The organism is Mogibacterium kristiansenii (assembly GCF_029224645.1).
GTDB lineage: Bacteria > Bacillota > Clostridia > Peptostreptococcales > Anaerovoracaceae > Mogibacterium_A > Mogibacterium_A kristiansenii.
In genome coordinates this window covers 25,126-50,139 of record NZ_JAQXUZ010000020.1, presented here as the reverse complement: position 1 = coordinate 50,139, position 25,014 = coordinate 25,126, and the positions used below count along the sequence as shown (strand labels likewise).

Here is a 25,014-nt window from a genome sequence, read left to right as displayed (position 1 = left end):
TTATGAAAGAGTTAGATGTAGTAAAATTGAATAAAGAATTCAAAGGATTAAAAGCCGGAACAGAGGGAACTATTGTACTGGAGTACGATGGCAATTATTTTGAAGTGGAATTTTTTGATGATAACAATGATACAATAGGTGTTTTTACAACTCCGATTGAATTATTGGAAACTGTAAATGAAATGTAATCTTTAACTGTGGACAAGTAAAAATAAAAACCGCCCAGTCTCTCTGAAATGTTGTGTTAAGGGAAAGATTTGGGCGATTTTTAGTTCTTCGTACAATGAACTAGAATCGGCGTTCCATTTTATTTTGCCATTACAAACAGGTTTTTTCAATGCTTTTCAGCTTGTTTCGGTAATAAAAACATCTTCCGGAGAAATGTTCTTCGAAGCTCATAGTTAAACTATTGTTGACTGGTGCAGAATTATTCTTTTGTGAGAATTTCTGAAGAAAAAATTATATATGTTTCACGTGAAACACAATACAACATTTCTTAACTTGTGTCAGCGAAAAGAAAAAATACAATATATTGTTTCACGTGAAACAAAGAAAGAAAAAAGCGTGAAGATTCGGTGATATATGGCAATAGCGGGGGCTTAAAACTGGAAATGAAAGTGCTTTTATTATATAATAAACAGATGATTTTAATTACAGAAGGAAGGAAAATGAATGGGAAAATCATACGCAATCTTTAATCAAAAGGGCGGTGTCGGGAAGACAACAACGAATATCAATCTGGGGGCCTGCCTGGCACGCAAAGGAAAGCGTGTGTTACTGGTGGACATCGATCCCCAGGGAAATACAACCAGCGGCTTGGGGCTGGTGAAGAGAGAGCTTCGCGATACGCTTTATGAGGCGCTGACCATGGAAGAGTACGACGTTCACAAGGCGGTGTACCATACCGAAACGAAGAACCTGGACATCATCCCGGCAAGCGTGGATCTGTCCGGTGCGGAAGTGGAACTGATTCAGATTTTCGGCAGAGAAATTTTACTTCGAAATGTATTGGCGCAAGTGAAAGACGAATACGATTTTATTTTTATCGACTGTCCGCCATCTTTGGGGCTGCTCACCGTAAATGCGTTGGTGGCAGCGGATGGAGTAATCATTCCGATTCAGTGCGAATTCTACGCTTTGGAGGGCGTAAGTCAGCTGATGAAAACCGTGGAATTGGTTCGCCGAGAGATGAACAGAAATCTTCAGATAACCGGGGTCATCCTCAGCATGTTCGATGGTCGGACGAATCTGGGACTGCAGGTAGTGCAGGAGGTAAAAAGATTCTTTGGCAATAAGGTGTTCAAGACCGTAATTCCGAAGAATGTCCGTCTGGCGGAGGCTCCGAGTTACGGACTTTCTATTGTGGATTATGACCCTTCGTCGAAGGGGGCCAAGGCATATAAGAAACTGGCCGATGAATTTGTACAGCGAGAAGGGAGATAATGAATGGCATCAAAGAAAAGAGGACTGGGAAGAGGACTGGATGCACTTTTTGCAGATGCGGCACCGGTATTGGAAGAAGAGAATACCGCGGTTATAGATAAAGTGTTCGAGAAGGAAGAAGAAGCGGATTCGGGAGACCGGGTGCATTACATCGATATCGATGATATTAAACCGAACCCAAATCAACCGAGAAAGAAATTCAATGTGAAGAGACTAGAAGAACTGTCTCAATCCATTCAGGACAATGGCGTAATTCAGCCGCTGGTAGTACAGCGCAAGGGTTCCGGATACGAGCTGGTAGCCGGCGAACGGAGATGGAGAGCGTCCAGACTGGCAGGACTAAAGAAAGTTCCTTGCTTGATTCGGGAGTTTGACGAGAAGCAGAATCTGATTGTAACCATCATCGAGAATATGCAGCGAGAGGATTTGGATCCGATTGAAGAGGCGAACGGACTGCAGCAGATGATTCACAAATTCGGCTTTACACAGGAACAGGTATCCGAATCGCTGGGCAAGAGTAGGGCATATATCGCAAACTCCGTACGTCTTCTGAAACTTCCGGAAGATGTTCAGAAAAAGGTGAGTGAAGGAAAGATTTCCGCGGCTCACGGAAGAACACTTCTGTCGTTAGAAGATCCGAGAAAACAGCGAATGCTGGCGGAGCGAATTGAAAAAGAAGAGCTTTCGGTGCGTACGGTGGAGGAAATCGTAAAAAAACTGAAAGAGGGCGGAAAAAAGGAAACGAAGAAGACGGAAAAGACGAAGTCTACTGAAATAATTACGGTGGAAAACGACCTGAGAGACTTGATCGGTACAAAGGTATCCATCGTTCAGGGTAAGAAAAAGGGAAAAATCGAGCTGGAATACTACAGCATTGATGAATTAAACCGACTGATTGATCTTCTGAGAACAGTTGGAAAATAAATTAAAGAAAAATTAAGGATAGAACAATAGACTGCGAGAATACTATGGAACAGATAAAAGTAACAGAAAATTCAAGCGTAAACGAATACTTAGCGGACATCCCGCTCCCCGCCTGCATACTGGCACCGGATGGATGTATCAAAGCGGCAAACGCACTGATGAAGGATGTATTTGCTTACGAAGGCATTGCGGAGCAGAATTTCTTTGCCTTGACCGGTGTTAAGAGAAAAGCACTTGTAGCCGCTGCTCGGGATGAAGAAGCTGAAGAGATTGAAATCGAACGAAATTCTCAGTCCTTTGTCCTTCGGACGAATAACGACCCGAAGGATGATGAAGATATTTTCGTGTACTTTATCAATGTGACGGAAAGGGATACCCTGAGGGAAGAGAGAAAGCAGGAGCAGGTGTGCATCCTGTACATCAGCATCGACAATTACGATGAGATGATGTCCATCACGACGGAAGACAGCCGGCTGGCAGTTCCGACGGAAGTAGATCGAATCGTTCGGAAATGGGCATCTCAGTATGATGCCTCCATCGATTCCATCGAAGCGGATTCCTACATGATGACCGTGTACCGGAGAGATGCGGATCGAATTATCGAAAGTCGTTTCTCCGTGCTGGACGACGTGAGAAAAATCGATACGAAGGTAGACTTTCCGGTCAGCTTGAGCATCGGCATGGCTTTGGGAATGAAGTCCTTGAAGAGTGCAAAAGAATTGGCAGAGGCCGCACTGGAGTTGGCGCTGGGTCGTGGGGGCGACCAAGCGGTTGTAAAGAATGGGGATCGCACCCACTACTACGGTGGAAAGCTGCAGTCTTTGGAAAAAAACAACAAGGGAAAATCCAGAATTATCGCTCATGCGTTAAAACAGCTGATTCTGGAGAGTTCGAAAATCGTTATCATGGGGCATCGCTGGCCGGATATGGACTGTTTCGGCTCGGCCATCGGCGCATATAAAATTTGCCGGTATTACGAACGGGATGCCTATATCGTGATCGATAATTACAATGAAGCCCTTCAAACCGTATACACCCAGGCGGTGGAAACGGAAAACTACAATATCATAAACAGCGATAAGGCGAAGGAAATTCTGGATGAGAAGACTCTGATCATCGTTGTGGACGCCAATCGCCCGAGCATGGTGGAGTGCAGCGATATTTTGGAGAAAAACCTTCGGGTGGTTGTGGTGGATCACCACCGATTGTCCGATGATTCCATTGCCAATCCGACGCTGGCATACATCGAGTCCTACGCTTCTTCCGCCAGCGAGTTGATGACGGAAATCATTCAGTATACGGCAACCCGCCGAATTGTGAACAAGTTCGAAGCGGAGACGCTGCTGGCCGGAATTACCGTGGACACCAACAGTTTTTCCAGCAAAACCGGCGTGCGGACCTTCGAAGCGGCTGCGTGGCTGCGGCGAGCAGGTGCGGACACATCGGAAGTAAAGCGGTTCTTCCAGAGCGAAGCTACCACCTTCCAGTCCAAAGCGGATGCCATCGCCAATGCGGAGTACTTGGATAACGGTGTGGTAATCGCCACATCCCAGGGCTATTCCACAGAAGCTCAGATTATCAACGCGCAGGTTGCGGATTCGCTGCTTTCCGTAAAGGGGGTGCGTGCTGCAATCGCACTGGGCAAAAACGATATGAACAAGACCGTCATCAGCGCCCGTTCGCTGGGAGATGTGAACGTACAGATGCTGATGGAGCGTTTTGGCGGGGGAGGACATCACACGTCCGCCGGCGCACAGGTGGAGGAAAATCCGGAAGAAGTCATTGAACAGATCAAAGAGATTTTACCGGAATTTACAGATGAGGATAATACAGAGGAGGAATAAGACATGTTAGTAATTCTTAAGAAAAACGTAAAGGGTACCGGAAAGGCCGGAGATATTGTAAAAGTAAGTGACGGTTTTGCCAACAACCGGTTGATTCCGGCAGGTCTGGCAGTTCCGGCAACCAATCAGAACGTAAAGAGTGCGGAGAAGCAGAAGGCCTTCATTGAGAAGAAGAATGCGGAAGAGAAGGCTGCGGCAGAAGCAACGGCAAAGAAGCTGGAATCCAAGACGGTAACCATTAAAACCCGCGTAGGAGATAACGGAAAGCTGTTCGGATCCATCACTTCCATGGACATCGCCGACGCAATTCAGAAGCAGGTTGGAAATAAGATTGACAAGAAAAAAATCGTTCTTTCCAAGCCGATTAAGGAAATTGGCGAGCACACCGTAGAGGTGAAGCTGTATCCGGAAGTATCCGCAACCGTTAAGGTCGTTATTTCCGAAGAATAAGAAATTGCGGAACTGTAATCGCGGAACTGTATATAAAGGATAGAAGAGACGAGAAATGGCAGAAGAAAGGGAGATAACCACCAGTCTGGAACCGCCCCAGGATATAGAGGCGGAAAAAGCCGTCCTGGGATCCATGCTTCAATCGGAAGATGCGGTGATGGACGTGACAGATCGGCTTCGCGCCGAGGATTTCTACCTTCGGGAACATCAGGAAATCTACAAGGCGTTCCAGGATTTGTGTCGAAAAAATGTTAATATCGATTTAAACACCACGTACTCCCAGCTGCGAAGCCGGCACACGGCGGACTTCGTGGGAGGAATGGTGTATCTGAGCCGTCTGTCGGATAACGCAATCGTCCCGGGAAATGCAAAGTACTATGCGGAAACCGTATTGGCAAAGTCCAACATGCGACAGCTGATAAAAGAAGCAGACGAGATGCGGGCGCAGGCATATGACGGGCAGAACTCTGCAGATATTATTTTGGATCATGCAGAGCAGCGAATTTTCGAAATCGCCCACAAAACCCAGAAGAGAAATTACACGGACATCAATGAGGTGCTGGTAGAAAATATCAAGCAGATTCAAGAGTTGGAACGAAATAAGGGACAGCTCCCGGGAATCACTACCGGTTTCACGGATTTGGATAAGTTGCTGGGCGGTCTCCACAAGACGGACCTGATCATTCTGGCAGCCCGTCCGGGTATGGGAAAGACGGCGTTTGCGCTGAACCTGGCCGGAAATGCGGCAGCGGATGGTGCATCCGTCATTATATTTAGCATGGAAATGTCTAAGGAACAGCTGGGCGAGCGTATGTTCGCAACAGCCGCTTCTGTAGAGATGGAGCACCTGAAGAGAGGAAACCTGACCCAGGACGAATGGATGAGCCTCAGCGAAGCTCAGGACAGCTTCGAAAATTGTAAGATCGTTATCGACGATACCTCAGATATTTCGGTATTGGAAATTAAGAATAAATGCCGCCGACGGAAGGCGGAAGCGGGACTGGACCTGATTGTCATCGACTACCTGCAGCTTATGAGCCAGCAGGGATTCAAGTCCGGCGACCGTGTGAACGAAATCAGTGCAATCACCCGTCAGATTAAGATTCTGGCGAAGGAACTGGATTGCGCGGTGATTCTGCTGTCTCAGTTATCTCGAGACATTGAAAAAAGACCGAATCACAAACCGCAGCTTTCCGACTTGAGAGAATCCGGATCCATCGAGCAGGATGCGGATATCGTCATTTTCCTAAAGCGTGAGGATTACTATGCGGAGGACGACGATGAAGTGGATCTGAGCCGGCAGAGCAATACCTGCGAAGTTCACGTGGCAAAACACAGAAGCGGATCCACGGGCGTCGTGGAGCTGGCATGGATTGGAAAGTATACCAAGTTCGGAAATTTAGAAAGAAGCATACTGTAGGATTACAATATCAACACATAACAGGAGTACAATGGCGAAGATAAGATTCAAAAAAATTAACACTCGAAATCCGCTGCTGTTCAGCACCAGCGTGGAGAACTTGTTCATCAGCGAACTGCTTCCGGCAGCTCCGGGAGAATACGTGAAGGTATACCTCTTTGGACTGATGAATGCGGGCTTTGGCGGTGCGGAAGATATAAAAGTAACTTCCAACGTGCTGAATATGCCGGTGGAGGATATCGAAAAGGCGTGGGCGTACTGGGAAGATAAAGGCGCAGTGCAGCAGGTATACGACCCGGAAACCCGGTCCTATCGAATTGATTTTATCAGCCAAATTGAAGAGATATTCGGAACGCCGATGGAAGAGGCGAAGCCGGCAAAGACGGCATCGGTATCTCCGGAAGCAGCGCCACAGGACGCACCGGAAGCATCGGTCAGCAAGACGCCGGAACAACTCATGGCGGAAGAGGTAGCGCGGCTGGAAGACCTGGAAATCCGGGCATTGTACACCAATCTGGAGGAGGCGAAAGGAACGCCGATTTCCACGCAGGAAGCGAACAAAATCCGGGATACCATCAATATTTACGGGGTGACACCGGATGTCTATTCCTATGCGATTCAATACTGCAGCGAGCTGGATAAGTACAGCGTGGACTATATTTCTAAGGTGGCAATCCGCTGGACGGAAGAGGGATGTCACGATATCGCTCAAGTAAAGGCTCTGCTGGACAGCGAGAGTAAAAGAACTTCCGAATACCACCGAATTTTCCGAGAGGTAGGCTTCAAGCGAACCCCGAGTCCGGCCGATCGGGAGATGATGGATACCTGGCTGGATAGCTGGGGCTTTAAGATGAGCGAAATTCTGGATGCTTGTCGGACCACTGCAGGAATGCGGGAACCATCCCTGCGCTATGTGAATCGCGTTTTGGAAAACAAGATGAAGGAAGCGGGGGGAATCGACACAAAGAAATCCTCAAGGGCTTCCGCAAACAACAGCGAAAAAGGGGACAGCTATCAGAAGACGGTCAGTCGGAGAGTCCTGGGCGCCTATTACGATTATATTCGAAACCAATCCGAGCTGGAGTATCAGGAGCATCTGGATGAAGCCCGGAAAATTCCGCAGATGGCCGATATTTTGAAACTGGAAAGCGAGCTGAATAAGGCCATGATGACCTTTGAGTTCGGATCAAATATAAAAGAAAAGAAAAAGATTCAGATGGAGAAACGGAATAAACTGGAAAAGAAGAAGCGGGAATTGCTTCTTCAAAGCGGATATCCGGAAGACTATCTGGAGAAGAAGTATCGGTGCGAGAAGTGCAGGGATACCGGGATTACCGATGACGGACAGTTTTGCTCCTGCAAGAGACAGCGGATTGAAGAGGCATATGAATGGAATTTGAAAAAAAACCGATAGACAACATGAATGAGAATAACCGAATGCCGGAAACGGTGAATCCGGAGGAGAATATGGAGGAAGAAAAATCCTCAAAGGAAAAGAAGAAAGAAGAAAAGAACGCGAAGAGAGAAGTGGCTGCCAGAAAAAAGGCGGAAGCGAAAGCGAAGAAAGCGAAGAAAGCGGCGGAAGCGGAGGCAAAGGCTGCGGAGAAGAGAAAGAAAAAGGCGGCAAAGAAAGCAGCAAAAGAAGGAAAAATCACTCTGGGAAAAATCATCGTGGATGAAGCCGCGGATGTGATTTCCACCCATGACCGCATTCAGGCTTCCGTGGATCGTTTTTTTGCTGCCATGAAGTACAGCTTGGTTTATGAGATGAATGACGCCCGGATCCGCTATAAACACAACGCGACCGGAATGCTTACCGCATTCTTCGGCACTATCGTCATCATTTGCTTTATGCTTCTTGTTTTTGACCATGAAACATCCTATCAATATTCCTATAACGGAAGAATTCTTGGATACGTCGATGACCAGGAGCAGGTGTACAATATTTTGAATATCGCCGGGGAGAAACTGTCCAAGGTAAACGATGCAAAGATTCGTTTCAAGGTGGGACAGAATATTACCTTTAAGAAGGTGTCCAGCTCCAAGAAGGATATCGATACCGCCGACCAGGCGCTGAACAAGCTCACCTATATGACGGAAATTGACGTGGTGGGTTATGGAATCTATGAAAAAGACCGCCTGCTGGCTGTGGTGGAATCCAAGAGCGTTGCCGACAAGGTGCTGGATGACGTGGTAAATTACTACCGGACGCCGGATAAAGGAATGCAGCTTCAGAAAATCGGATTTAAGCATCACGTAGAGGTGAAGCCGGTGAACGTCATGCTCACCAGCGTGATGACTCGAAATGAAGCGGAGGACATTCTGGAAAACGGCGGAAAGATGTCCTTGCAGCATATCGTGATGGAAGACGAGGATACCGCGAAGCTGCAGGAAATCTACAGTGCAGACAGTCAAGAAATTCGGGTCATCGGTCAGAGCGATTCCAACCGAGAAGAGGAAGAAGCGGACACGACGGAAAAGGGTGATAAGAACGTCAGCAAGGGAAAAAAAATAGATGTGGCCACCGCACTGTCTGCCGTTACGGCCACTATTCGAACACCGGAATCGGGAGATAAAATCGAAATCGACCGAAAGGTGGAACCGATTACCGTAGAGATGACGGAAGACGGCACCATGTCAGAGGTCATCAAATACAAGACCATCGAAAAGAAGACGAAAGAAATGTACCGGGGAGACCGAGAAGTCACTCAGAAGGGTGTGAACGGAAGACAGATTATCACCGGTACCGTGGTATATCAGAACGGTAAGGAAGTAAAGAGAGATATTCGAGATAAGGAAGTACTCAAGAAATCCGTAGACAGGGTGGTTCTGGTGGGTACCAACGACAAGCCGAAGTGGTATCCGACCGGGCATTATATTATTCCGGTGAAGAATGAGGTCATTACTTCCTACTTCGGATCCAGGTGGGGAAGAATCCACGGCGGACTGGACTTCGGTATGCCGATCGGAACGCCAATCTACGCTTCCGATGGAGGAACCGTCACCCGGGCAAGCTACTTTGCGGGCTACGGATTGTGCGTAGAGGTGACTCACAATAATGGCACCTTCACCCGATACGGACACTGCAGTGCCGTGAAGTGTAAAGTGGGCGATAAGGTTGCCCAAGGTCAGAAGATTGCACTGGTAGGAAATACCGGAAACAGTACCGGACCGCACCTGCACTTCGAGATCCATCCACACGGCGGTGGATACGTGGATCCATACCCGTATCTGTACGGCAGCAATAAGGGAAATCAGCTGAATAACGAGTAGAGAGGTGTTTTCTGAATGGAAAGAAACCCATACGAGGAGTTCCTCGACCCTTCCGTGGAAGAATTGAATCGGACGCGAAAGGATCGGGTGGCTGCCCGAAAGAAACAGAAGAAAGCGCAGAAGCGGGCCAATCGTCGTAAAGCGATGGCCTCCGGAAAGAAGCGGCGACGGAAACCGAACAAAGTGGTTTTGGTTCTGGTGATTGTTATTGCAATCGGCCTGTTTGCTTCTGTACGGAACATCACTAGGCTTCAGTCCGAGAATAAGCGATTAAAGGAACAGAACTTGAAGCTTTCGGAAAAGCGGGATGACTTAAAAAAAGAATTGAAAAATGTGAATAGCCGGGAATATATTGAGAAGAGAGCCCGGGAACAGCTTCGGCTGGTGAATCCCGGTGAGATTATTTTTACCTTCCCGGATGAAGATAAGGAATAGAATGAAGAAGATAGCGATAGACGAAGCCATAGTAGTAGAAGGAAGAGACGATGAGATTGCTCTGCTGAAAGCAGTGGATGCATTGATTATAAAAACCCATGGGTTCGGGATTCGGCAAGAAACCTGGACGCTGATGGAGAAGGCGTATCGGGAGAAGGGGATTATCGTATTTACGGATCCGGATTTCTCCGGCGAGGAGATTCGGCGGAAGATTACCGCCCGTTTTCCGGAAGCGAAGCAGGCTTATCTGCCACTGGAGGAAGCAACTCGAGACGGTGACATCGGGGTGGAAAACGCCTCCCCGGAAGCCATCATCCGGGCCCTGCTGAAGGTGCATTCCGGAACGGCGAAGGGACCCGCGGATCCGATTACCATGGAGGAATTGGAGCAGCTGGGTTTATCGGGTTGTGAAGGTTCCGCCGCTCGCCGGGAGAAGGCGGCAGCGGTTCTCGGAATCGGCTATGGAAACAGCAAGACATTTCTGAAGAAGGTCAATGCTTTCGGTATTGACCGAGCTGCGCTGTTGGAAGCGCTGAATAAAGAGGGCAGAGTTGAGTAAGAGTAAGAAGAAAAGTACAGGATTTCATCATTCCAAGAAGCTGGGACAGAATTTTCTGACGGACCACGGAGTGGTAGAGGACATCGCCATTGGAAGTCTGGCAGATGAGGATACCCTGGTTATCGAAATCGGACCGGGCCAAGGCGTGCTGACCGACGAATTGATGAATTATGCCGGCGCGCTGATTGCAGTAGAACTGGATGACCGATTGATTCCGTATTTGAGAACCCGATTTGCATTGAACGACCGGGTGGAAATCGTTCACGGGGACATTCTGGAAATCGACCTGGAGGAACTGGTTCGGAGCGGAAAGGAGAAGTTCAATGTCTCCAAGGTACAGGTGGTGGGAAACCTGCCGTACTACATTACCACTCCGATTATCATGAAGCTGCTGGAATCCGGAATTTCATTTGAGAACATCACCATCATGATGCAGAAGGAAGTGGCGGATCGATTGATTGCAGAACCGGGAACCAAGAACACCGGTGCCATCACCTATGGCGTTCAATATCGGTGTACCGTAGATAAAATTTGTGACGCCGATCGGAACTGTTTCGACCCGGCACCGAAAGTGGATTCCGCCGTTCTGCGCTTGAACTTTCGGAAGGAACCGCCGGTCACTCCGGTCAGCGAAAAATTCTTTTTTCAGTGCATCAAAGCAGGTTTCATGATGCGCCGAAAAACACTGTTAAATTCTTTGGCGGCATTGAATTCGTTGGATGCATCCTATCATTTTGGGAAGGACGAAATTCAGCAGGCACTGAAGGAATGCGGAATTGATTCAAAGCGCCGGGCGGAGAGTCTGACCATGGAGGAATTTTCCGAATTATCCGATGCAATTTGGAGGCAGAGATAGTTGATTAAGAAAAAATTGTTCAAGAAAAATCGTAAAGAAAAAAAGAATCCGGGAAAGATTCTTTCCAAGCTGATTTCGGTGAAGGAAAAGATTCAGAAAAAGTTCCGGGAGAAATTTCCGAAGAAAAAGCCGAGATTCCACGATGCGGATCTCCATGAGAAGCGCTACATCCTTCGGTTGGCGGCGATGTCCTTTCTGATGTACCTGTACATCGAGACTTTCGCCAGAGCCACCGACGGAATTTTCAACGGCGTGATGATGCTTTGGAAGCAGCCAGTGGTGTTCCTGTACAACTGGTTGATTATTTTTGCCACGCTGACGCTGACGCTTCTGTTCCGGAAGCGTGGGTTCGTCACGCTCCTCATCATGATTGTATGGGGCACCTTGGGAACAGTGAACGGATGCATTCTGATTAAACGAATGACTCCTTTTACCCTGTACGACTTGCAGAATCTGGGCGATGGACTGACACTGCTCACTACCTACTATTCGAAATTGCAGATTGTTCTCGGTGCCGCGGCGCTGATCATCGGCGGCGCTATTATCGTATTGTATTACATCAGCAGCTACCGGTGGGACAATGTGAACTACAAAAGAAGTTTCGCAGTGGTTCTGATTTCCGTGGCCGCTGCGATGGGAAGTACCGTTGGCCTAATCCGGCTGGGCACGCTGTCCACCTTCTTCGGTAACTTGAACTATGCGTACACTGACTACGGATTCCCGTATTGCTTTATCAACACGTCCATCAACAAAGGCATTTCCAAGCCGGCGGATTATTCCAAGAGTTCCATTCAGAAGATTTTGAAAAAGACGAAGAACGGAACGGATACCACGCCGACGAAGAAGGAGACGGATAACACCAAGCCGAACATCATCGTGCTTCAGATGGAGTCCTTCGCCTATGCCCAGGATTTCCACAATATTAAGGTGTCCAACGATCCGACACCGAATTTCACAAAATTAATGAAAGACTACACTTCCGGTTGGTTTGAAGTGCCGGCTTGCGGTGCAGGTACCGCAAATACGGAGTTCGAGGTGCTGACGGGAATCAGTGCGAAGTTCTTTGGTCCGGGAGAGTATCCGTACAAGGGAAAGCTTCGAGAGAAAACCCTGGAAAGCATGGCCTACGTGTTGAAGAACAGTGGATACTCCACTTATGCGATGCACGATCATCGGGCGCTGTTCTACAACCGAAACGAAGTATATGCGAACCTGGGTTTTGACAGCTTTACCTCGGCGGAATACATGAACAATATCGAGCTGACGCCGACCGGATGGGCACAGGATAAAACCATGACCGGTGACATCATGGACATCCTGACCAATACGAAAAATCCTTCTTTTATGCACATCATTTCCGTGCAGGGACACGGCAGTTACCCGACGGAGCAGGTATTTAAGGATCCCTATACCACGGTAACGGCGGACAACGAAGAAACCAAATGGAAGTACGAATATTACGTAAACGAAACGCATCAGATGGATACTTTTATCGGAGATCTTCTGAGCAAAATCCGGAAAAGCGGCGAACCGACCATCGTACTGATCTACGGCGACCACATTCCGGCACTGGATGTGAAGAGCGCGGATTATGCAGACGGCAACCTGTACCAGACCCGGTATGTAATCTGGGATAACATCGGTCTGTCGGAGAATGATCGAAAGCTCTACTCGTACCAGGCCGGGGCCCAGCTCCTTAAAGATGCGGGTCTGTCTCACCGTGGTGTGCTCTTCGATTATCAGCAGAGCAATTCTCAGAAGTCGTCCAGCTATCTGAGCGATCAGAAAACGCTGGCGTACGACATGCTGTATGGAAAGGATTACGTCTTCGGCGGGAAGAATCCGTACAAGCAGACCAAGATGCGCATGGGATACAAGGATATCGAGATCGATAAGATTGTAAAAATCGGCGACGATTATTACATCAAAGGAAAGAACTTCACGGAGCGAAGCAAGATCAGCATGGATGGCGAGACGTTGAGCACCATCTATTTGAGCTCGACCTTGCTGGGTCTTCAGGAGAAGATCGATCCGGAAGATGTGGATAAGCTGGAAGTGAGCCAGACAGACAAGAAGGACGACACCATTCTGTCCACCATCACCTCCCAGGAAGAGTTATAGTTTTTAATAAAAGGATTATCATGAAAGAAAACAATACGGAAGAAAAAGAAATTATGCAGAAGACATCCGCAGAGAAAAGCGAAAGTCATGATGCGGGAGAGAAAACCTACAGTCCGGAAGAACGGCCGGAGATGGAGGGAATTCTGGAAATTGCAGAAGGAGGCTTCGGCTTCCTTCGGTTCAACAATTTCCTGTCCTCGGAAAAGGACATCTACGTGTCTCCTACCCAAATTCGGCGTTTCGGCCTTCGGACCGGAGATAAGATTCGGGGAATTACCCGCCTGCCGAACGAAGGGGAGAGAAACGGCGCCCTGCTGTACGTGCTGACGGTAAACGGAAATCGTCCGGTGAACACCAGACGGCGTCCGCACTTCGATCAGCTGACACCGATATTCCCGAACGAGCGGATTTCGCTTGAGGATTCCAGTATTGAGATTTCCACCCGGATTATCGATCTGGTGGCACCGATCGGAAAAGGGCAGAGAGCACTGATTGTAGCCCAGCCAAAGGCGGGAAAAACCGTGCTCCTGAAGAAGATTGCCCAGACCATCGAAAAGAAATATCCGAAGTTGGAGCAAATTGTGCTTCTGGTGGATGAACGACCGGAGGAAGTAACGGATATGAAGGAATCTCTGGAGCGTTCCGAGGTTATCTATTCCACCTTCGACGAGCTGCCGGCCCATCACATCAAGGTGGCGGAGATGGTCATCCAGAGAGCGAAACGCTTGGCGGAGGAAGGTCAGGATGTGGTGATTCTGTTGGACAGCATCACTCGGTTGGCAAGAGCTTATAACATGGAAGTACCGTCCTCCGGAAGGACACTTTCCGGAGGACTGGATCCGGGAGCGCTGCATCCGCCGAAGAAATTTTTCGGTGCGGCTCGAAACATCAAAGAGGGCGGAAGCATCACCATCCTAGCGACCGCACTGGTGGAAACGGGAAGCCGAATGGACGATGTTATCTACGAGGAGTTCAAGGGCACCGGCAACATGGAACTTCACCTGGATCGAAAGCTGAGTGAACGAAGAATTTTCCCGGCCATCGACCTGTATAAATCCGGAACACGGCGAGAGGATCTGCTGCTGACACCGGAAGAATTCACCGCCATGTATATGATTCGCCGAGAGATGTCCAACGGCAGTGTGGCGGAGATTACGGAAGATATCATCGACGATATGACCCACACGAAGAACAATCACGACTTTGTGGAGCTGATTACCCGTAAACTGTACCGCTAAATTTTTCAAGAAAACGGAAAGAGAAGCATAACAATTGGACTACAAGAAGATATTCATTAAAGAAGCCTGCCCCACATCCATCGGAGGGCAGGCGATTATGGAAGGCGTTATGATGCGGGGGGCAGATCGCACGGCGATTGCCATGCGGCTTCCCGGAGATGAAATCTATCTGCGGACAAGGAAGCTGAAACCGGCGGGAAAGCTTCGGAAAATTCCGATTCTCCGAGGCATAATTTCCTTCGCGGATTCCCTGTTTACGGGAATGGGTACCCTGATGGAATCGGCGGATATTCTGGAAGAGAACTTCCCGGAAGAGGATTGGGGAGAACCTTCGGCGCTGGAACAGAAGATCAACAGCCGATTCGGCGAGAAGGCGGCATGGAATGCGATGCTGTTCCTTTCGGTGCTTTTTGCGCTGGTACTCTCCATCGGCATTTTCGTCATCTTTCCCACCATTGCCATTAACTGGCTGGGGAAGTGGATTTCCAACAGCATAGTGCTGAACCTGTGCGAGGGAATTTTCCGAATCGTATTGTTCGTTCTGTACATCTATTTAATATCGCGGATGAAGGACATCCAGACCTTGTTTCAATACCACGGGGCGGAACACAAAACCATCCACTGCTTCGAGAACGGCCTGGAACTGACGCCGGCCAACGCTCAGAAGTTCTACACACTGCATCCTCGCTGCGGAACCAGTTTTCTGATTTTCGTCATGATTATCAGTCTGCTGTTGTTCTCGTTCTTGGGGTGGCCCAATGTGTGGATGCGCGTCACGTCCCGAATACTGTTGATTCCGGTCATTGCGGGACTGAGCTACGAGGTGTTGCGACTGGCGGGAAAGAACGACAACGTTATAGTTCGGGTACTGAGCTACCCGGGTTTGATGATGCAGAAGCTCACCACGAAGGATCCGACGGACCACCAGCTGGAAATCGCTATCGTTGCGCTTAAGGCGGTATTGGTGGATTCCGATGCGCCGGTAATCGACGGTGTGGTGGATACGGATGCCAAACTGATTGTGAAGGAAAACGAGGAACCGGAAGAATCGAACGGGTCAGATGAGCCGGAAACGGCGGCCGAGACGGATGCTGATTTTATGGAAAGTAAAACTGTTTCCTCCGAAACCGACGAAATTCCGAAAAAAGAAGAAGACAACGAGACCTACGTTCCCGGAATCCGGTATGATTCGAACGACGCCACGCTGGGGAACCTGCTGCACTGGGGCAAGAGCTGTCTCTCTATGGTGGAGAACGGGGCCGACGAGGCGCAGGAGATTTTGCAGTACATTCTGGGATATACCCGGACGGATCTGATTCTGCGGAAGAAAGAGGTGCTGCGAGAGGATGACCGGAAGGAGTACGAGCGGCGCATCGAGATGCGGCTCAGCGGAACCCCGCTGCAGTATATCACCGGCGTGCAGGAATTTATGGGGCTGATGTTCCGTGTGAATCCGAATGTACTGATTCCGAGACTGGATACCGAGGTGCTGGTGGATCAGGCTATCGGAATTCTGAAGGCGAAGGAATGGGAGAATCCTTTTATTCTGGATATGTGCACCGGAAGCGGTGCCATCGGCGTGACCATGGCTCACGAATTTCCGGATGCGGAAGTGACGATGACGGATGTGAGCCCGAAGGCGCTGAGTACGGCAATGGGAAATGCGCAGATTAACGACGTGTTCTCTCGGTGTATTTTCCTGCAGGGAGATATGTTTGAAGCGATTCCGGAGCAGAAGCGCTTCGATATGATTCTCAGCAATCCGCCGTACATTGAAAGCGATGTCATCGAGACTTTGTCCACGGAAGTGAAGGATCACGAACCGAGACTGGCGCTGGACGGCGGAGCGGACGGATTAACGTTCTACCGCATCCTGGCGGAAAATGCGGAGAAGCATCTGGCGGACGGTGGATACCTGATGATGGAAATCGGCTGCGATCAGGGCGAGGCGGTTCGTCAATTATTGGAAGAAAATGAAAATTACAGCGCGGCAGTGGTGCTGCAGGATTTGAATCATTTGGATCGAATTGTAATAGCGGAAAGGAAGGGACGAGAATGAATCTAGCAGTTATCTTTGGGGGAAAATCCGATGAGCATGAAGTGTCCAGAAACTCGGCGGTCAATGTGCTGACCGCTTTGGAGGAGAACGGCCACGATGTACTTGTGGTGGGAATTACCAAGGCGGGACGCTGGTATGCAACCAAGGCCTCCCATAAAGAAATCGCTAATGGGGACTGGGAAAAAAGAGCAGATAACCGTCAGGCGGTCATTCCGGCGGACCCGGTAGCCCATGGTTTCCTGATTTTCGACGAGGCCGATCACGCAGAGCTCCATCGAATCGACTGTATCATCCCGGTGCTTCACGGAGACCACGGCGAGGACGGAGATATTCAGGGCTTGTTCGAACTGGCGGAGATTCCGTACTGCGGACCGGGAGTTCGCGCTTCGGCCAATGCCATGGATAAATCCGTGACCAAGAAGCTGGCGGCGGTGACCGGTGTAGATATGGCCAAGTATTGTGTTCTTAAGAAATACGAATACGACAAAAACCCGGAGGAACAGATTGCTCGGGCTCTGGCGGTGGATGACGGAAACTTCCCGCTTTTCGTGAAACCTTCTTCTGCCGGATCTTCTGTGGGTGCCCACAAGGTGAAGAAGGCGGAAGACCTTCGTCCGGCCATCGAAGATGCGTTCCTCTATGACGACAAGGTTCTGGTGGAAGAAATGATTGCCGGCCGAGAAATCGAGGTGGCCCTTTTGGGGAATGAGGAACCGCAGGCTTCCTGCGTGGGAGAGATCCTGTCCGCCGACGAATTCTACGATTACGATGCGAAATACAACAATCCGGAATCCCGGACACGGGTCATCGATGACCTTCCGGAGGAAACCCTGAATCAGGTTCGAAACTATGCGGTGGAAATTTTCAAAGCTTTGGACTGCAGAGGGCTGTCCCGCTGCGATTTCTTCTACAGCACCGACGGAAGAATCGTGTTCAACGAGATCAACACCCTTCCGGGGTTCACCAATATCAGCATGTATCCGCAGCTCTGGGCAGCCATGGGCAAACCGGCACCGCAGCTGCTGGAGGAATTGATTCAGCTGGCTTTGGAAGAACATCAGTGGAACTAATAAAAAAAGAGCACGCAAACCCGCAGTTGTCCGACGCGGCGCTGCGTGCTTTTACATAGGTATATTATTTGCATGGAATAGAGTGGGGGATGGAAGATGGGAATAAATAGAAGATTTGTGGATTTGCACATGCATTCCACGGCTTCCGACGGAACGACGCCGCCGGAAAAGCTGATTGAGGTTGCCAGGGCGGAAACGGTCCTGGCCCTGGCAGAGGGGTGGATTTCGGAAGAACCACAAGAATACATTATGGCCCTGACGGATCACGACACGCTGGCGGGTATTCCGGCATTAGAAAAGGCAGCACGGCTATTCGAAAACGTCCGAATTATTCCCGGTGTGGAGATTTCATCGGATTACCAAGGACATGAGATTCACATCCTGGGCTACAATGTGGATTCGGAGAACAGCGACTTACAGTCGGGACTGGAATATTACCGAGGCGAGCGGCAGCGCCGGAACCGGCGAATTCTGGGAAAATTCCGAGACATGGGAATTTCAATCCCGGAAGAGGAACTGAGCACGCGGGAAAACGAGGCGGTGGGCAGGCCTCACATTGCTCGGTGGTTGGTTCGGCACCGGTATGCCAAATCCATCCGGGATGCTTTCGACCGTTTTCTGAATCCGGGAGAACCCTGCTACGTCAATCGGGAAAAGGCTCCGGCGAAGGAGTGCATACAGTTGATTCGGAATGCCGGCGGCATTCCGGTGCTGGCCCACCCGGTGCGGTATCGTTTCCTGAACCATACGGAATTGGAGAAAATGATTCGCCGGTTCGCAGAGGATGGCCTGCAGGGGGTAGAGACTTACTACACGGAAAATCGACCGGCGGATACTCGGTACCTGGAAGCGCTGTCTGAAAAGTACCGTTTGATTCGCACCGGCGGTTCGGATTACCACGGCAAGAATAAGCCGAATCACCATATGGGCTATGGCCATGGAAACCTGGGGGAGACCATGGATCGGATTCAGGTCAACTTGTTGAAATCTCCATCATTTGAGGATAAAATGATGGAGATAAAGCTGAAATGAAGGAGATTCCTATGAGAGATTTTGATTATATTGCAAGTCCTGCGAAGTTGCTGACACCTGAAATTGTTCAGATGATTAGCAGCATTCATGAACATAAAGGCAAACAGGAATTATTTCTCGAAGCCAATGTAGATGAACTGAAAACGCTCTTAGAGGTTGCGTTGATTCAGAGTACGGGAGCATCTAACCGAATCGAAGGTATTTTTACAAGTGATAAGCGTTTGGAAGAATTGGTAAGCCAAAAGACAGAACCTCGCAACCGATCCGAGCAGGAAATTGCCGGTTATCGTGAAGTGCTTTCCACAATTCACGAAGGCTATGAATATATCAATCCAAGACCGAATATTATTTTGCAGTTACATCGAGATTTGTACTCCTATTCACAGGGGACTGCCGGTGGAAGTTATAAGAACTCCGATAATATAATTGCAGAAACAGATGCCGATGGCCATCAGAAAGTACGTTTTATTCCGGTTCCCGCATTTCAGACTGCTGAAGCGATGGAAGAACTTTGCAATCGCTTCCTTAAAGCGTGGGAAGCTGACCGCATTGATAAACTGGTCCTGATTCCCATGTTTATTCTGGACTTTTTGTGCATCCATCCTTTCAATGACGGAAATGGTAGAATGAGCCGGCTGCTCACTTTGCTGCTTTTCTACAAGGCGGGATACATCGTTGGGAAATATGTCAGTATGGAAATGCTGATTGAAAAGACTAAAGAAACATATTATGAAGCCCTTCAAGCAAGTTCTAACGGCTGGCATGAGGGTGAAAACAACTATGAGCCTTTTGTTAAGTACTATCTGGGCATCATGCTGAAAGCATACAATGAATTTGAAAGCCGTGTAGAGCATTTAAAGAATCGCAGTATTTCTAAGCCTGATAGAATTAAAGCAGTTATTGATAACAAGGTTGGCAAGATTACAAAGAAAGAAATCATGGAGCTTTGTCCTGATATAAGCAAAGTTACCGTGGAAAGGACTTTGACTAACCTGGTTAAGAGTGGTTATATCGCAAAAGTTGGTGCAGGTCCATCTACCGGCTATGTCCGCATTTAATAAAATATCTCCATCATTTATGAATAAAATGATGGAGATATTTTTATATTGATGGAGATTCAGAAACAGAAAAAGTGAAGAATCCCAAATTCCGGTTACAGCTCCACCATCCGCTTCTTCAGCACCGGATGCATCTTATACGGAGCCAGCTCCTTCATGGGTTCGATGACAAAGGAGCGGTTGTGCATGTCCACGTGGGGGATGCACAGATCGTCGTCGGACATCACCAGGTCATCGTAGAAGATGATGTCCAGATCCAGAGTTCTCGGGCCCCAATGAATGATTCGCTCCCGACCGGCTTCCGCCTCGATGCGGTGAAGCTCATCCAGAAGTTCGTGTGGGGTGAGCAGGGTGGTGATTCGAGCGGCGCCGTTCAAGAAGGACGGCTGGTCCGTTACGCCGTACGGTTCCGTCTCGATCAAGGTAGAAACCGCTTCCACCTGAATGCCGTCCGTGGCATCCATTTTGGTCACCGCCTCTTCAATCAGCGCCCGGGAGTCGCCCAGGTTGGAACCCAGCGCGACGAACACCTCGTGGCGTCTGCGTTCGCAGCTCACCGCAACGGTGCGGAGGGGCAGGCCCACCGGCGCCCAGGGTTTGCTGATTTCAATCCACACGCCGCGGATGCGTTCATCCATTTCCAGCACGGCTTCGGCAACTTGCTCGGCGCAGGCTTCAATCAGGTTAAAAGTATTCTCGGTCATGACCTGCTTAATCCGCTGGGAGACTTCCGCGTAGTTGACGGAATCCTCGATGCGGTCGGAAAGACCGGCCGGCCGGATGTCCACCTCCATCTCGCAGGAAACAAGGAACTTCTGTCCCAGCACGTTCTCCTCTGGGAGCACCCCGTGATTTGCGAAAATTTCCAGTCCTTCAATTCGAATAGTATCTTGTCTGTGCATTTTATTTTACCCCGTTAATCGCTTCCATCATCTTGATGGCTCTTACATTCTTTTCCACATCGTGTACCCGGACGAAACCGCAGTGAGTCTGTGTGGCGAGAACCGTGGTCACCAGCGTTCCTTCCTCCCGCTGATCCTTCGGCAGATCCAGCGTCAGACCGATGACGGATTTTCTGGAGGTGCCCAGCAGGATCGGATACTCCAGCCGGGTGAACTCATCCAGATGCTTCAGGATGGTGAGGTTCTCTTCATAGCTCTTTGCAAAACCCACGCCCGGATCCAGGATGATGGCATCCTTCCGAACGCCGGCCTGCAGTGCAATCTGAGCACTCTTGGTCAGGTCGCCGATCACATCCGAAACCAGATTCTCGTATACCGGAATCTCTCGGTTGTGGGAGAGGCAGCAAGCCGCATCGTATTTCGCGGTCACCGCAGCAATCTTTTCGTCGTACAGGAAACCCCAGATATCGTTTACCAGGTCGGCACCGGCGGAAAGAGCCGCATCTGCCACGGTGCTTTTGTAGGTATCGATAGAAATCGGAAGGTCAATTTCCTTTTTCAGAGCCTCAATCACCGGAATCACTCGTTCGATTTCCTCTTCATCGCTAATCTGAGTGTATCCCGGTCGGGTGGACTCGCCGCCTACGTCGATGATGGCGGCACCTTCCTCTTTCATTTTTTCCGCATGGGCGAGGGCCCTGTCCAAATTGTTCCAGCAGCCGCCGTCGGAGAAGGAATCCGGTGTCACGTTGAGGATTCCCATCACATAAGTTCTGTTCGTAAGATCAAATTCTTTGTTGCCGATAATCATTTTTCTATCCCTTCGTTCTTAACTTTCCATTTGCACGTATCTGCGGCCTTGCATCGAAAACACATTCGGGAGGCTTTGTCCGAACGATGGAGCAGGGCAGCCAGTCCCGAGCCCCCTTCTTCTCCGTGTCCCCGAATGGCCTCCTGAATCATCTGAATTTCCGATTCCGCATATCCGCAGTCTCGAAGAATTCCTTCCGCAATCACCGCACCGGCCTCATCGTGGGATCCGGCGTCTCGATACTCGGCGGCTCTTCCGATATCGTGGAGGAGCGCGGCGGCATAGAGGATGTTTTTGTCATAATCCAGTCCGTCTTCCAACACCTGAATGTAGGAAATCCGCGCTACATCCAGCAGGTGCTCTAGCCCGTGCCGGCAGTAAATGCGGTCCGCCTCCAGCGCCTCAATCTCGTCCAGCAGCCGATTGAATTCTTCGTTTTGCACAATTCGGTTATATCTTTCGTCCATATCTTCGTCCTAGCGGATGCTCAGCAAGTTGAAAAAACTGTTCTGCAGGCTGTCGTTTCCGGAGAACACGCCGCGAGTGACCACGTTCACCGTCTTCGTACCCGGCTTCTTCACGCCCCGCATGGTCATGCACAGGTGCTCCGCCTCGCACACCACCATCACGCCCGCCGGATTCAGACAATCCATAATCGCATCCGCAATCTGCGCCGTCATGCGCTCCTGCAGCTGCAGCCTTCTGGCATAGACCTCCACGGTTCTGGCCAGTTTGGACAGCCCCACAACCTCGCCCTTCGGAATGTAGGCGATGTGCACCTTTCCGAAGAAGGGCAGCATGTGATGCTCGCACATGGAATAGAAATGAATATCTCTCTCCACCACCATCTCATCGCTGTCAACTGTGAAAACCTTCGACAGATGCTCCTTGGCATCCACCGTCATTCCGCCGCAAATCTCCTCGTACATCTTCGCAATTCGATCCGGCGTCTCCAACAGCCCCTCCCGATCGGGGTCCTCCCCGATTCCTTCGAGTAGCATAACAACCGCTTTTTTAATTTTTTCTGTATCCACTTCCGTGCTCCTCTCTTTATTCACAGTTTTCGCAATAATTATCTAAAAATAAAATTTCTCAATCCCATCCTTGGCCGACCGAAGCAGGGAGAGCGAGCCGGTCACCAGTACCGCGTCGCCTGTCGCTTCTTTTATGGCAGTCTCGATGGAATCCGATACGTCCGATTTCACACCGACCTTCTCGTACACTGCAGCCAGTTCCTCCTTCGGAAGGCTGCGGCCAACCTCCGGCAAATCGATGCAGATCGCATGGTGCAGCACGCCGCTGAGAATTGCGGCGATTTTCGAATACTCCTTATCCCTAAAAACACCGGTAACGGCGGTGAACTTCGTGTCCGGCCAGCATTCCCGGAGCGTTTCCGCCAGGCATTCCGCCGCCGCTGCGTTGTGAGCGCCGTCCAGAATCCAGATTTTGGAGTCCTTTCGGATGATCTCCAGGCGTCCCGGCCAGCGGGTTTTCGCAAGACCGTTTCGAATGTTCTCTTCCGTAACGGCCGCGCCGGTTCGTTGAAGGGCAGAAGCAACCTCAATGGCTGCCGCCGCATTCCGGAGCTGATGCCGACCCAGGAGGTGAATGAAATATTCTCTTCCTTTATATAAGAAGGTTTGACCCTCCCGCGAATGTTCCTTCCGGGTGCAGTCCTCGGTGTGGGTGATACGGCAGTCCATGGACTCAGCCGCCGCCTTCAGGACTTCCATGACCTCCGGATTCTGAGGACCGGTCACCACGGCAGCGCCCGGCTTGATGATGCCGCTCTTGCAGGTGGCGATCTCCCGAAGGGTGTTTCCCAGGATGCCGATGTGATCCATGCTGATGGACGCAAAAGCGCACACCAGCGGGCTCTTAATGACGTTGGTGGAATCCAGGTCACCGCCCATGCCGGTTTCCAGCATCACGTAGTCGCAGTTTCGTTCCTTGAAATATTCAAAGGCGATGGCGGTCTCCAGTTCGAAAACGGTAGGATGGTTCAGACCTTTGGCCGTCATTCGGTCCGCCGCATCCTTTACCTTCTGCACAAGTTCCGGAAATTCCGATTCAGCCATCCATTCGCCGTCAATCTGAAAGCGTTCCAGATAGCCGAAGACGGAAGGGGAGCTGTAGCAGCCCACTCGGTATCCCGCATCCATGAGGATGTTCTTTGTGTAGGAAAGGATGGAGCCCTTTCCGTTGGTGCCCGCAATGTGGACAATTCGAAGATCGTCCTGCGGGTTATCCAGCTCTTCCATGAGCGCTCGTATGGAGTCCAGGCCCAGGATAATCCCGGACGCGGACACGTTATTCAGGTATTCCCTGGCTTCGGTGTAATTCACTTTTCCACTCCTCGCTGTGCATATCTGTCTTTTTGAGAGCCCCAAATACTTGAAAAACGGGGCTCATTTCAAAAACCATAACCTTTAAAATGATATCATAGAACCATTGGAATTTAAACATAAACGAGGAAACAAATGAGAAAATGTGATGGTTTGAAAACCGATGAAAAAATATCCTTGCAAAGCGAAAACGCCCTTGGTAGACTTCAAAGGAAGAAACAAAAAGAGAGGACATTATAGGTAATGATTGGTTTTATTCTAGGCATCGTGGTGGGCTGCGCCCAGCCCATCATGACAAGTCTGAACACGAAGCTCAGCCAGCGCCTGCGCTCGCCGCTCCTGCCGAGCTGTACGACATTCATATTGGCAATGATTCTTACCGGCTGCGTACTGCTGGTGCTTCAGGGCAATCTGTGCATTCCGCTGGGGACCATTGCCAAAGAGCCGTGGTGGATCTGGACGGGCGGAATCTGCGGAGACATCATCGTCATCTTCAGCATTCTGTGCCTGCCAAAGCTGGGAAGCGTGGAAACCGTGGTTTTTCTTGTGCTGGGACAGATTGTGTCCGGACTGTACATCGACCATTTCGGCGTGTTTGAATCCGCGGTAATCCCCATGACCCTCCTGAGAGCGGTGGGGGCGGTACTTGTTTTTGCCAGCGTGGTGGCGGTTTCCGGAAACATCAAATCGGACGCACCGGAGAAAGCCAAGGGCATCAACTTCTACCGATTCCTGGATTTTATCGCGGGCGTCGCTTGCTCGGTGCAGATTGCGGTGAACGGACGATTGGGTATTGTGGCCGGACTCAGCTTTCGGGCCACCATCATCTCCATGATTATGGGATTGCTGGGGGCACTGGCAGTGATTCTTTTCCTCCGACTGACCAAAGGACCGGGCAGCATCATCGACCCGACCCTCCCGAAAATCAAGGGCCATTGGTGGATGTGGACCGGCGGACTGTGTTCTTTTACCATTGTGGGCGGAAACGTCATCCTGCAGCTGCTCATGGGTACCGGATTGGCGACGATTCTCAATATTCTGGGACAGACATTGGCCGGCGTGGTGATTGACGCCACCGGATTCCTGGGAATTCCCAAGAAGCCGGTGACCCCGCGCAAAATCATCGGACTGGCGGTCATGATCGTGGGCACGGCATTGATCAGTTATTTTTAGA

The 25,014-nt window shown here is 50.0% G+C and carries 23 protein-coding genes; 18 read left to right on the top strand and 5 right to left on the bottom strand.

What is annotated here, in order from left to right; translation table 11 throughout:
* Positions 1 to 2 precede the first annotated feature (2 nt).
* From PUE40_RS05745 to PUE40_RS05665, 17 genes are all read left to right on the top strand, one after another.
* Positions 3 to 188 carry a DUF4926 domain-containing protein gene (locus PUE40_RS05745; protein WP_154554384.1) on the top strand — a complete coding sequence of 62 codons (186 nt, stop codon included), beginning with the start codon at positions 3 to 5 and terminating at the stop codon, positions 186 to 188.
* A gap of 484 nt (positions 189 to 672) precedes the next feature.
* Complete coding sequence (locus PUE40_RS05740; protein ID WP_154554383.1) at positions 673 to 1,443, top strand: ParA family protein; 771 nt, start codon at positions 673 to 675, stop codon at positions 1,441 to 1,443.
* A gap of 3 nt (positions 1,444 to 1,446) precedes the next feature.
* Complete coding sequence (locus PUE40_RS05735) at positions 1,447 to 2,367, top strand: ParB/RepB/Spo0J family partition protein (RefSeq protein WP_277672167.1); 921 nt, start codon at positions 1,447 to 1,449, stop codon at positions 2,365 to 2,367.
* A 44-nt stretch (positions 2,368 to 2,411) separates the two neighbouring features.
* A complete protein-coding gene (locus PUE40_RS05730) occupies positions 2,412 to 4,211 on the top strand; it encodes a GGDEF domain-containing protein (RefSeq protein WP_277672166.1) in 1,800 nt (599 codons plus the stop codon).
* Between the two features lie 3 nt (positions 4,212 to 4,214).
* Positions 4,215 to 4,661, top strand: a complete 447-nt coding sequence (gene rplI, locus PUE40_RS05725; RefSeq protein ID WP_154554380.1) for a 50S ribosomal protein L9 — start codon at positions 4,215 to 4,217, stop codon at positions 4,659 to 4,661.
* 55 nt (positions 4,662 to 4,716) lie between these two features.
* Positions 4,717 to 6,081 carry a replicative DNA helicase gene (dnaB, locus tag PUE40_RS05720; RefSeq protein WP_154554379.1) on the top strand — a complete coding sequence of 455 codons (1,365 nt, stop codon included), beginning with the start codon at positions 4,717 to 4,719 and terminating at the stop codon, positions 6,079 to 6,081.
* Positions 6,082 to 6,112: 31 nt separating this feature from the next.
* On the top strand, positions 6,113 to 7,495 hold the full coding sequence (locus PUE40_RS05715; protein WP_154554378.1) for a DnaD domain protein: 1,383 nt from the start codon (positions 6,113 to 6,115) through the stop codon (positions 7,493 to 7,495).
* Entirely contained in the window at positions 7,471 to 9,354 is a 1,884-nt protein-coding gene (locus PUE40_RS05710; protein ID WP_277672165.1) for a peptidoglycan DD-metalloendopeptidase family protein, read from the top strand. The genes PUE40_RS05715 and PUE40_RS05710 overlap by 25 nt, the downstream gene beginning before the upstream one ends.
* Positions 9,355 to 9,369: 15 nt before the next feature.
* Positions 9,370 to 9,789: an FtsB family cell division protein gene (locus PUE40_RS05705; RefSeq protein ID WP_154554376.1), complete on the top strand. Its 420-nt coding sequence runs from the start codon at positions 9,370 to 9,372 to the stop codon at positions 9,787 to 9,789.
* A gap of 1 nt (position 9,790) precedes the next feature.
* Positions 9,791 to 10,348: a ribonuclease M5 gene (gene rnmV / locus PUE40_RS05700; RefSeq protein ID WP_154554375.1), complete on the top strand. Its 558-nt coding sequence runs from the start codon at positions 9,791 to 9,793 to the stop codon at positions 10,346 to 10,348.
* Positions 10,341 to 11,204, top strand: a complete 864-nt coding sequence (rsmA, locus tag PUE40_RS05695; RefSeq protein WP_277672164.1) for a 16S rRNA (adenine(1518)-N(6)/adenine(1519)-N(6))-dimethyltransferase RsmA — start codon at positions 10,341 to 10,343, stop codon at positions 11,202 to 11,204. Before rnmV ends, rsmA begins: the two co-directional genes overlap by 8 nt.
* Positions 11,205 to 13,325, top strand: coding sequence for an LTA synthase family protein (locus tag PUE40_RS05690; protein WP_277672163.1), 2,121 nt, complete (start codon positions 11,205 to 11,207; stop codon positions 13,323 to 13,325).
* A 20-nt stretch (positions 13,326 to 13,345) separates the two neighbouring features.
* Complete coding sequence (gene rho / locus PUE40_RS05685) at positions 13,346 to 14,563, top strand: transcription termination factor Rho (RefSeq protein WP_154554372.1); 1,218 nt, start codon at positions 13,346 to 13,348, stop codon at positions 14,561 to 14,563.
* Between the two features lie 34 nt (positions 14,564 to 14,597).
* Positions 14,598 to 16,622: a peptide chain release factor N(5)-glutamine methyltransferase gene (gene prmC, locus PUE40_RS05680; protein ID WP_277672162.1), complete on the top strand. Its 2,025-nt coding sequence runs from the start codon at positions 14,598 to 14,600 to the stop codon at positions 16,620 to 16,622.
* A complete protein-coding gene (locus PUE40_RS05675) occupies positions 16,619 to 17,692 on the top strand; it encodes a D-alanine--D-alanine ligase family protein (RefSeq protein ID WP_277672161.1) in 1,074 nt (357 codons plus the stop codon). Before prmC ends, PUE40_RS05675 begins: the two co-directional genes overlap by 4 nt.
* Before the next feature lie 96 nt (positions 17,693 to 17,788).
* Positions 17,789 to 18,724, top strand: coding sequence for a PHP domain-containing protein (locus PUE40_RS05670; RefSeq protein WP_154554369.1), 936 nt, complete (start codon positions 17,789 to 17,791; stop codon positions 18,722 to 18,724).
* A gap of 11 nt (positions 18,725 to 18,735) precedes the next feature.
* Positions 18,736 to 19,782 carry a Fic family protein gene (locus PUE40_RS05665; protein WP_330636973.1) on the top strand — a complete coding sequence of 349 codons (1,047 nt, stop codon included), beginning with the start codon at positions 18,736 to 18,738 and terminating at the stop codon, positions 19,780 to 19,782.
* Between the two features lie 95 nt (positions 19,783 to 19,877).
* On the opposite strand, the gene folK is transcribed toward PUE40_RS05665, so the two are convergent.
* Genes folK through PUE40_RS05640 form a run of 5 tightly spaced genes read right to left on the bottom strand, consistent with a single transcriptional unit; the run spans position 19,878 to position 23,840 of the window.
* Positions 19,878 to 20,684, bottom strand: coding sequence for a 2-amino-4-hydroxy-6-hydroxymethyldihydropteridine diphosphokinase (folK, locus tag PUE40_RS05660; RefSeq protein ID WP_277672160.1), 807 nt, complete (start codon positions 20,682 to 20,684; stop codon positions 19,878 to 19,880).
* A gap of 1 nt (position 20,685) precedes the next feature.
* On the bottom strand, positions 20,686 to 21,495 hold the full coding sequence (gene folP / locus PUE40_RS05655; protein WP_277672159.1) for a dihydropteroate synthase: 810 nt from the start codon (positions 21,493 to 21,495) through the stop codon (positions 20,686 to 20,688).
* Positions 21,492 to 21,962 (bottom strand): HD domain-containing protein, encoded by a 471-nt coding sequence (locus tag PUE40_RS05650; RefSeq protein WP_277672158.1) that lies wholly within the window; start codon positions 21,960 to 21,962, stop codon positions 21,492 to 21,494. The genes folP and PUE40_RS05650 overlap by 4 nt, the downstream gene beginning before the upstream one ends.
* 9 nt (positions 21,963 to 21,971) lie before the next feature.
* Complete coding sequence (gene folE / locus PUE40_RS05645) at positions 21,972 to 22,529, bottom strand: GTP cyclohydrolase I FolE (RefSeq protein WP_277672157.1); 558 nt, start codon at positions 22,527 to 22,529, stop codon at positions 21,972 to 21,974.
* A 42-nt stretch (positions 22,530 to 22,571) separates the two neighbouring features.
* The gene (locus tag PUE40_RS05640; protein ID WP_277672156.1) at positions 22,572 to 23,840 is read right to left on the bottom strand and encodes a bifunctional folylpolyglutamate synthase/dihydrofolate synthase; all 1,269 of its coding nucleotides are present in this window, start codon (positions 23,838 to 23,840) and stop codon (positions 22,572 to 22,574) included.
* A gap of 243 nt (positions 23,841 to 24,083) precedes the next feature.
* Here PUE40_RS05640 and PUE40_RS05635 point away from each other — a divergent pair, with 243 nt between their 5' ends.
* The gene (locus tag PUE40_RS05635; RefSeq protein ID WP_277672155.1) at positions 24,084 to 25,013 is read left to right on the top strand and encodes a DMT family transporter; all 930 of its coding nucleotides are present in this window, start codon (positions 24,084 to 24,086) and stop codon (positions 25,011 to 25,013) included.
* The last annotated feature ends 1 nt before the right edge of the window (position 25,014 follow it).

Excerpts from the sequence above, each read along its gene's own strand:
- PUE40_RS05745 (WP_154554384.1), top strand. The coding sequence starts at position 3 with ATGAAAGAGTTAGATGTAGTAAAATTGAATAAAGAATTCAAAGGATTA.
- PUE40_RS05740 (WP_154554383.1), top strand. The coding sequence starts at position 673 with ATGGGAAAATCATACGCAATCTTTAATCAAAAGGGCGGTGTCGGGAAG.
- PUE40_RS05735 (WP_277672167.1), top strand. The coding sequence starts at position 1,447 with ATGGCATCAAAGAAAAGAGGACTGGGAAGAGGACTGGATGCACTTTTT.
- PUE40_RS05730 (WP_277672166.1), top strand. The coding sequence starts at position 2,412 with ATGGAACAGATAAAAGTAACAGAAAATTCAAGCGTAAACGAATACTTA.
- rplI (WP_154554380.1), top strand. The coding sequence starts at position 4,215 with ATGTTAGTAATTCTTAAGAAAAACGTAAAGGGTACCGGAAAGGCCGGA.
- dnaB (WP_154554379.1), top strand. The coding sequence starts at position 4,717 with ATGGCAGAAGAAAGGGAGATAACCACCAGTCTGGAACCGCCCCAGGAT.
- PUE40_RS05715 (WP_154554378.1), top strand. The coding sequence starts at position 6,113 with ATGGCGAAGATAAGATTCAAAAAAATTAACACTCGAAATCCGCTGCTG.
- PUE40_RS05710 (WP_277672165.1), top strand. The coding sequence starts at position 7,471 with ATGGAATTTGAAAAAAAACCGATAGACAACATGAATGAGAATAACCGA.
- PUE40_RS05705 (WP_154554376.1), top strand. The coding sequence starts at position 9,370 with ATGGAAAGAAACCCATACGAGGAGTTCCTCGACCCTTCCGTGGAAGAA.
- rnmV (WP_154554375.1), top strand. The coding sequence starts at position 9,791 with ATGAAGAAGATAGCGATAGACGAAGCCATAGTAGTAGAAGGAAGAGAC.
- rho (WP_154554372.1), top strand. The coding sequence starts at position 13,346 with ATGAAAGAAAACAATACGGAAGAAAAAGAAATTATGCAGAAGACATCC.
- PUE40_RS05675 (WP_277672161.1), top strand. The coding sequence starts at position 16,619 with ATGAATCTAGCAGTTATCTTTGGGGGAAAATCCGATGAGCATGAAGTG.
- PUE40_RS05670 (WP_154554369.1), top strand. The coding sequence starts at position 17,789 with ATGGGAATAAATAGAAGATTTGTGGATTTGCACATGCATTCCACGGCT.
- PUE40_RS05665 (WP_330636973.1), top strand. The coding sequence starts at position 18,736 with ATGAGAGATTTTGATTATATTGCAAGTCCTGCGAAGTTGCTGACACCT.
- folK (WP_277672160.1), bottom strand. The coding sequence starts at position 20,684 with ATGCACAGACAAGATACTATTCGAATTGAAGGACTGGAAATTTTCGCA.
- folP (WP_277672159.1), bottom strand. The coding sequence starts at position 21,495 with ATGATTATCGGCAACAAAGAATTTGATCTTACGAACAGAACTTATGTG.
- PUE40_RS05650 (WP_277672158.1), bottom strand. The coding sequence starts at position 21,962 with ATGGACGAAAGATATAACCGAATTGTGCAAAACGAAGAATTCAATCGG.
- PUE40_RS05635 (WP_277672155.1), top strand. The coding sequence starts at position 24,084 with ATGATTGGTTTTATTCTAGGCATCGTGGTGGGCTGCGCCCAGCCCATC.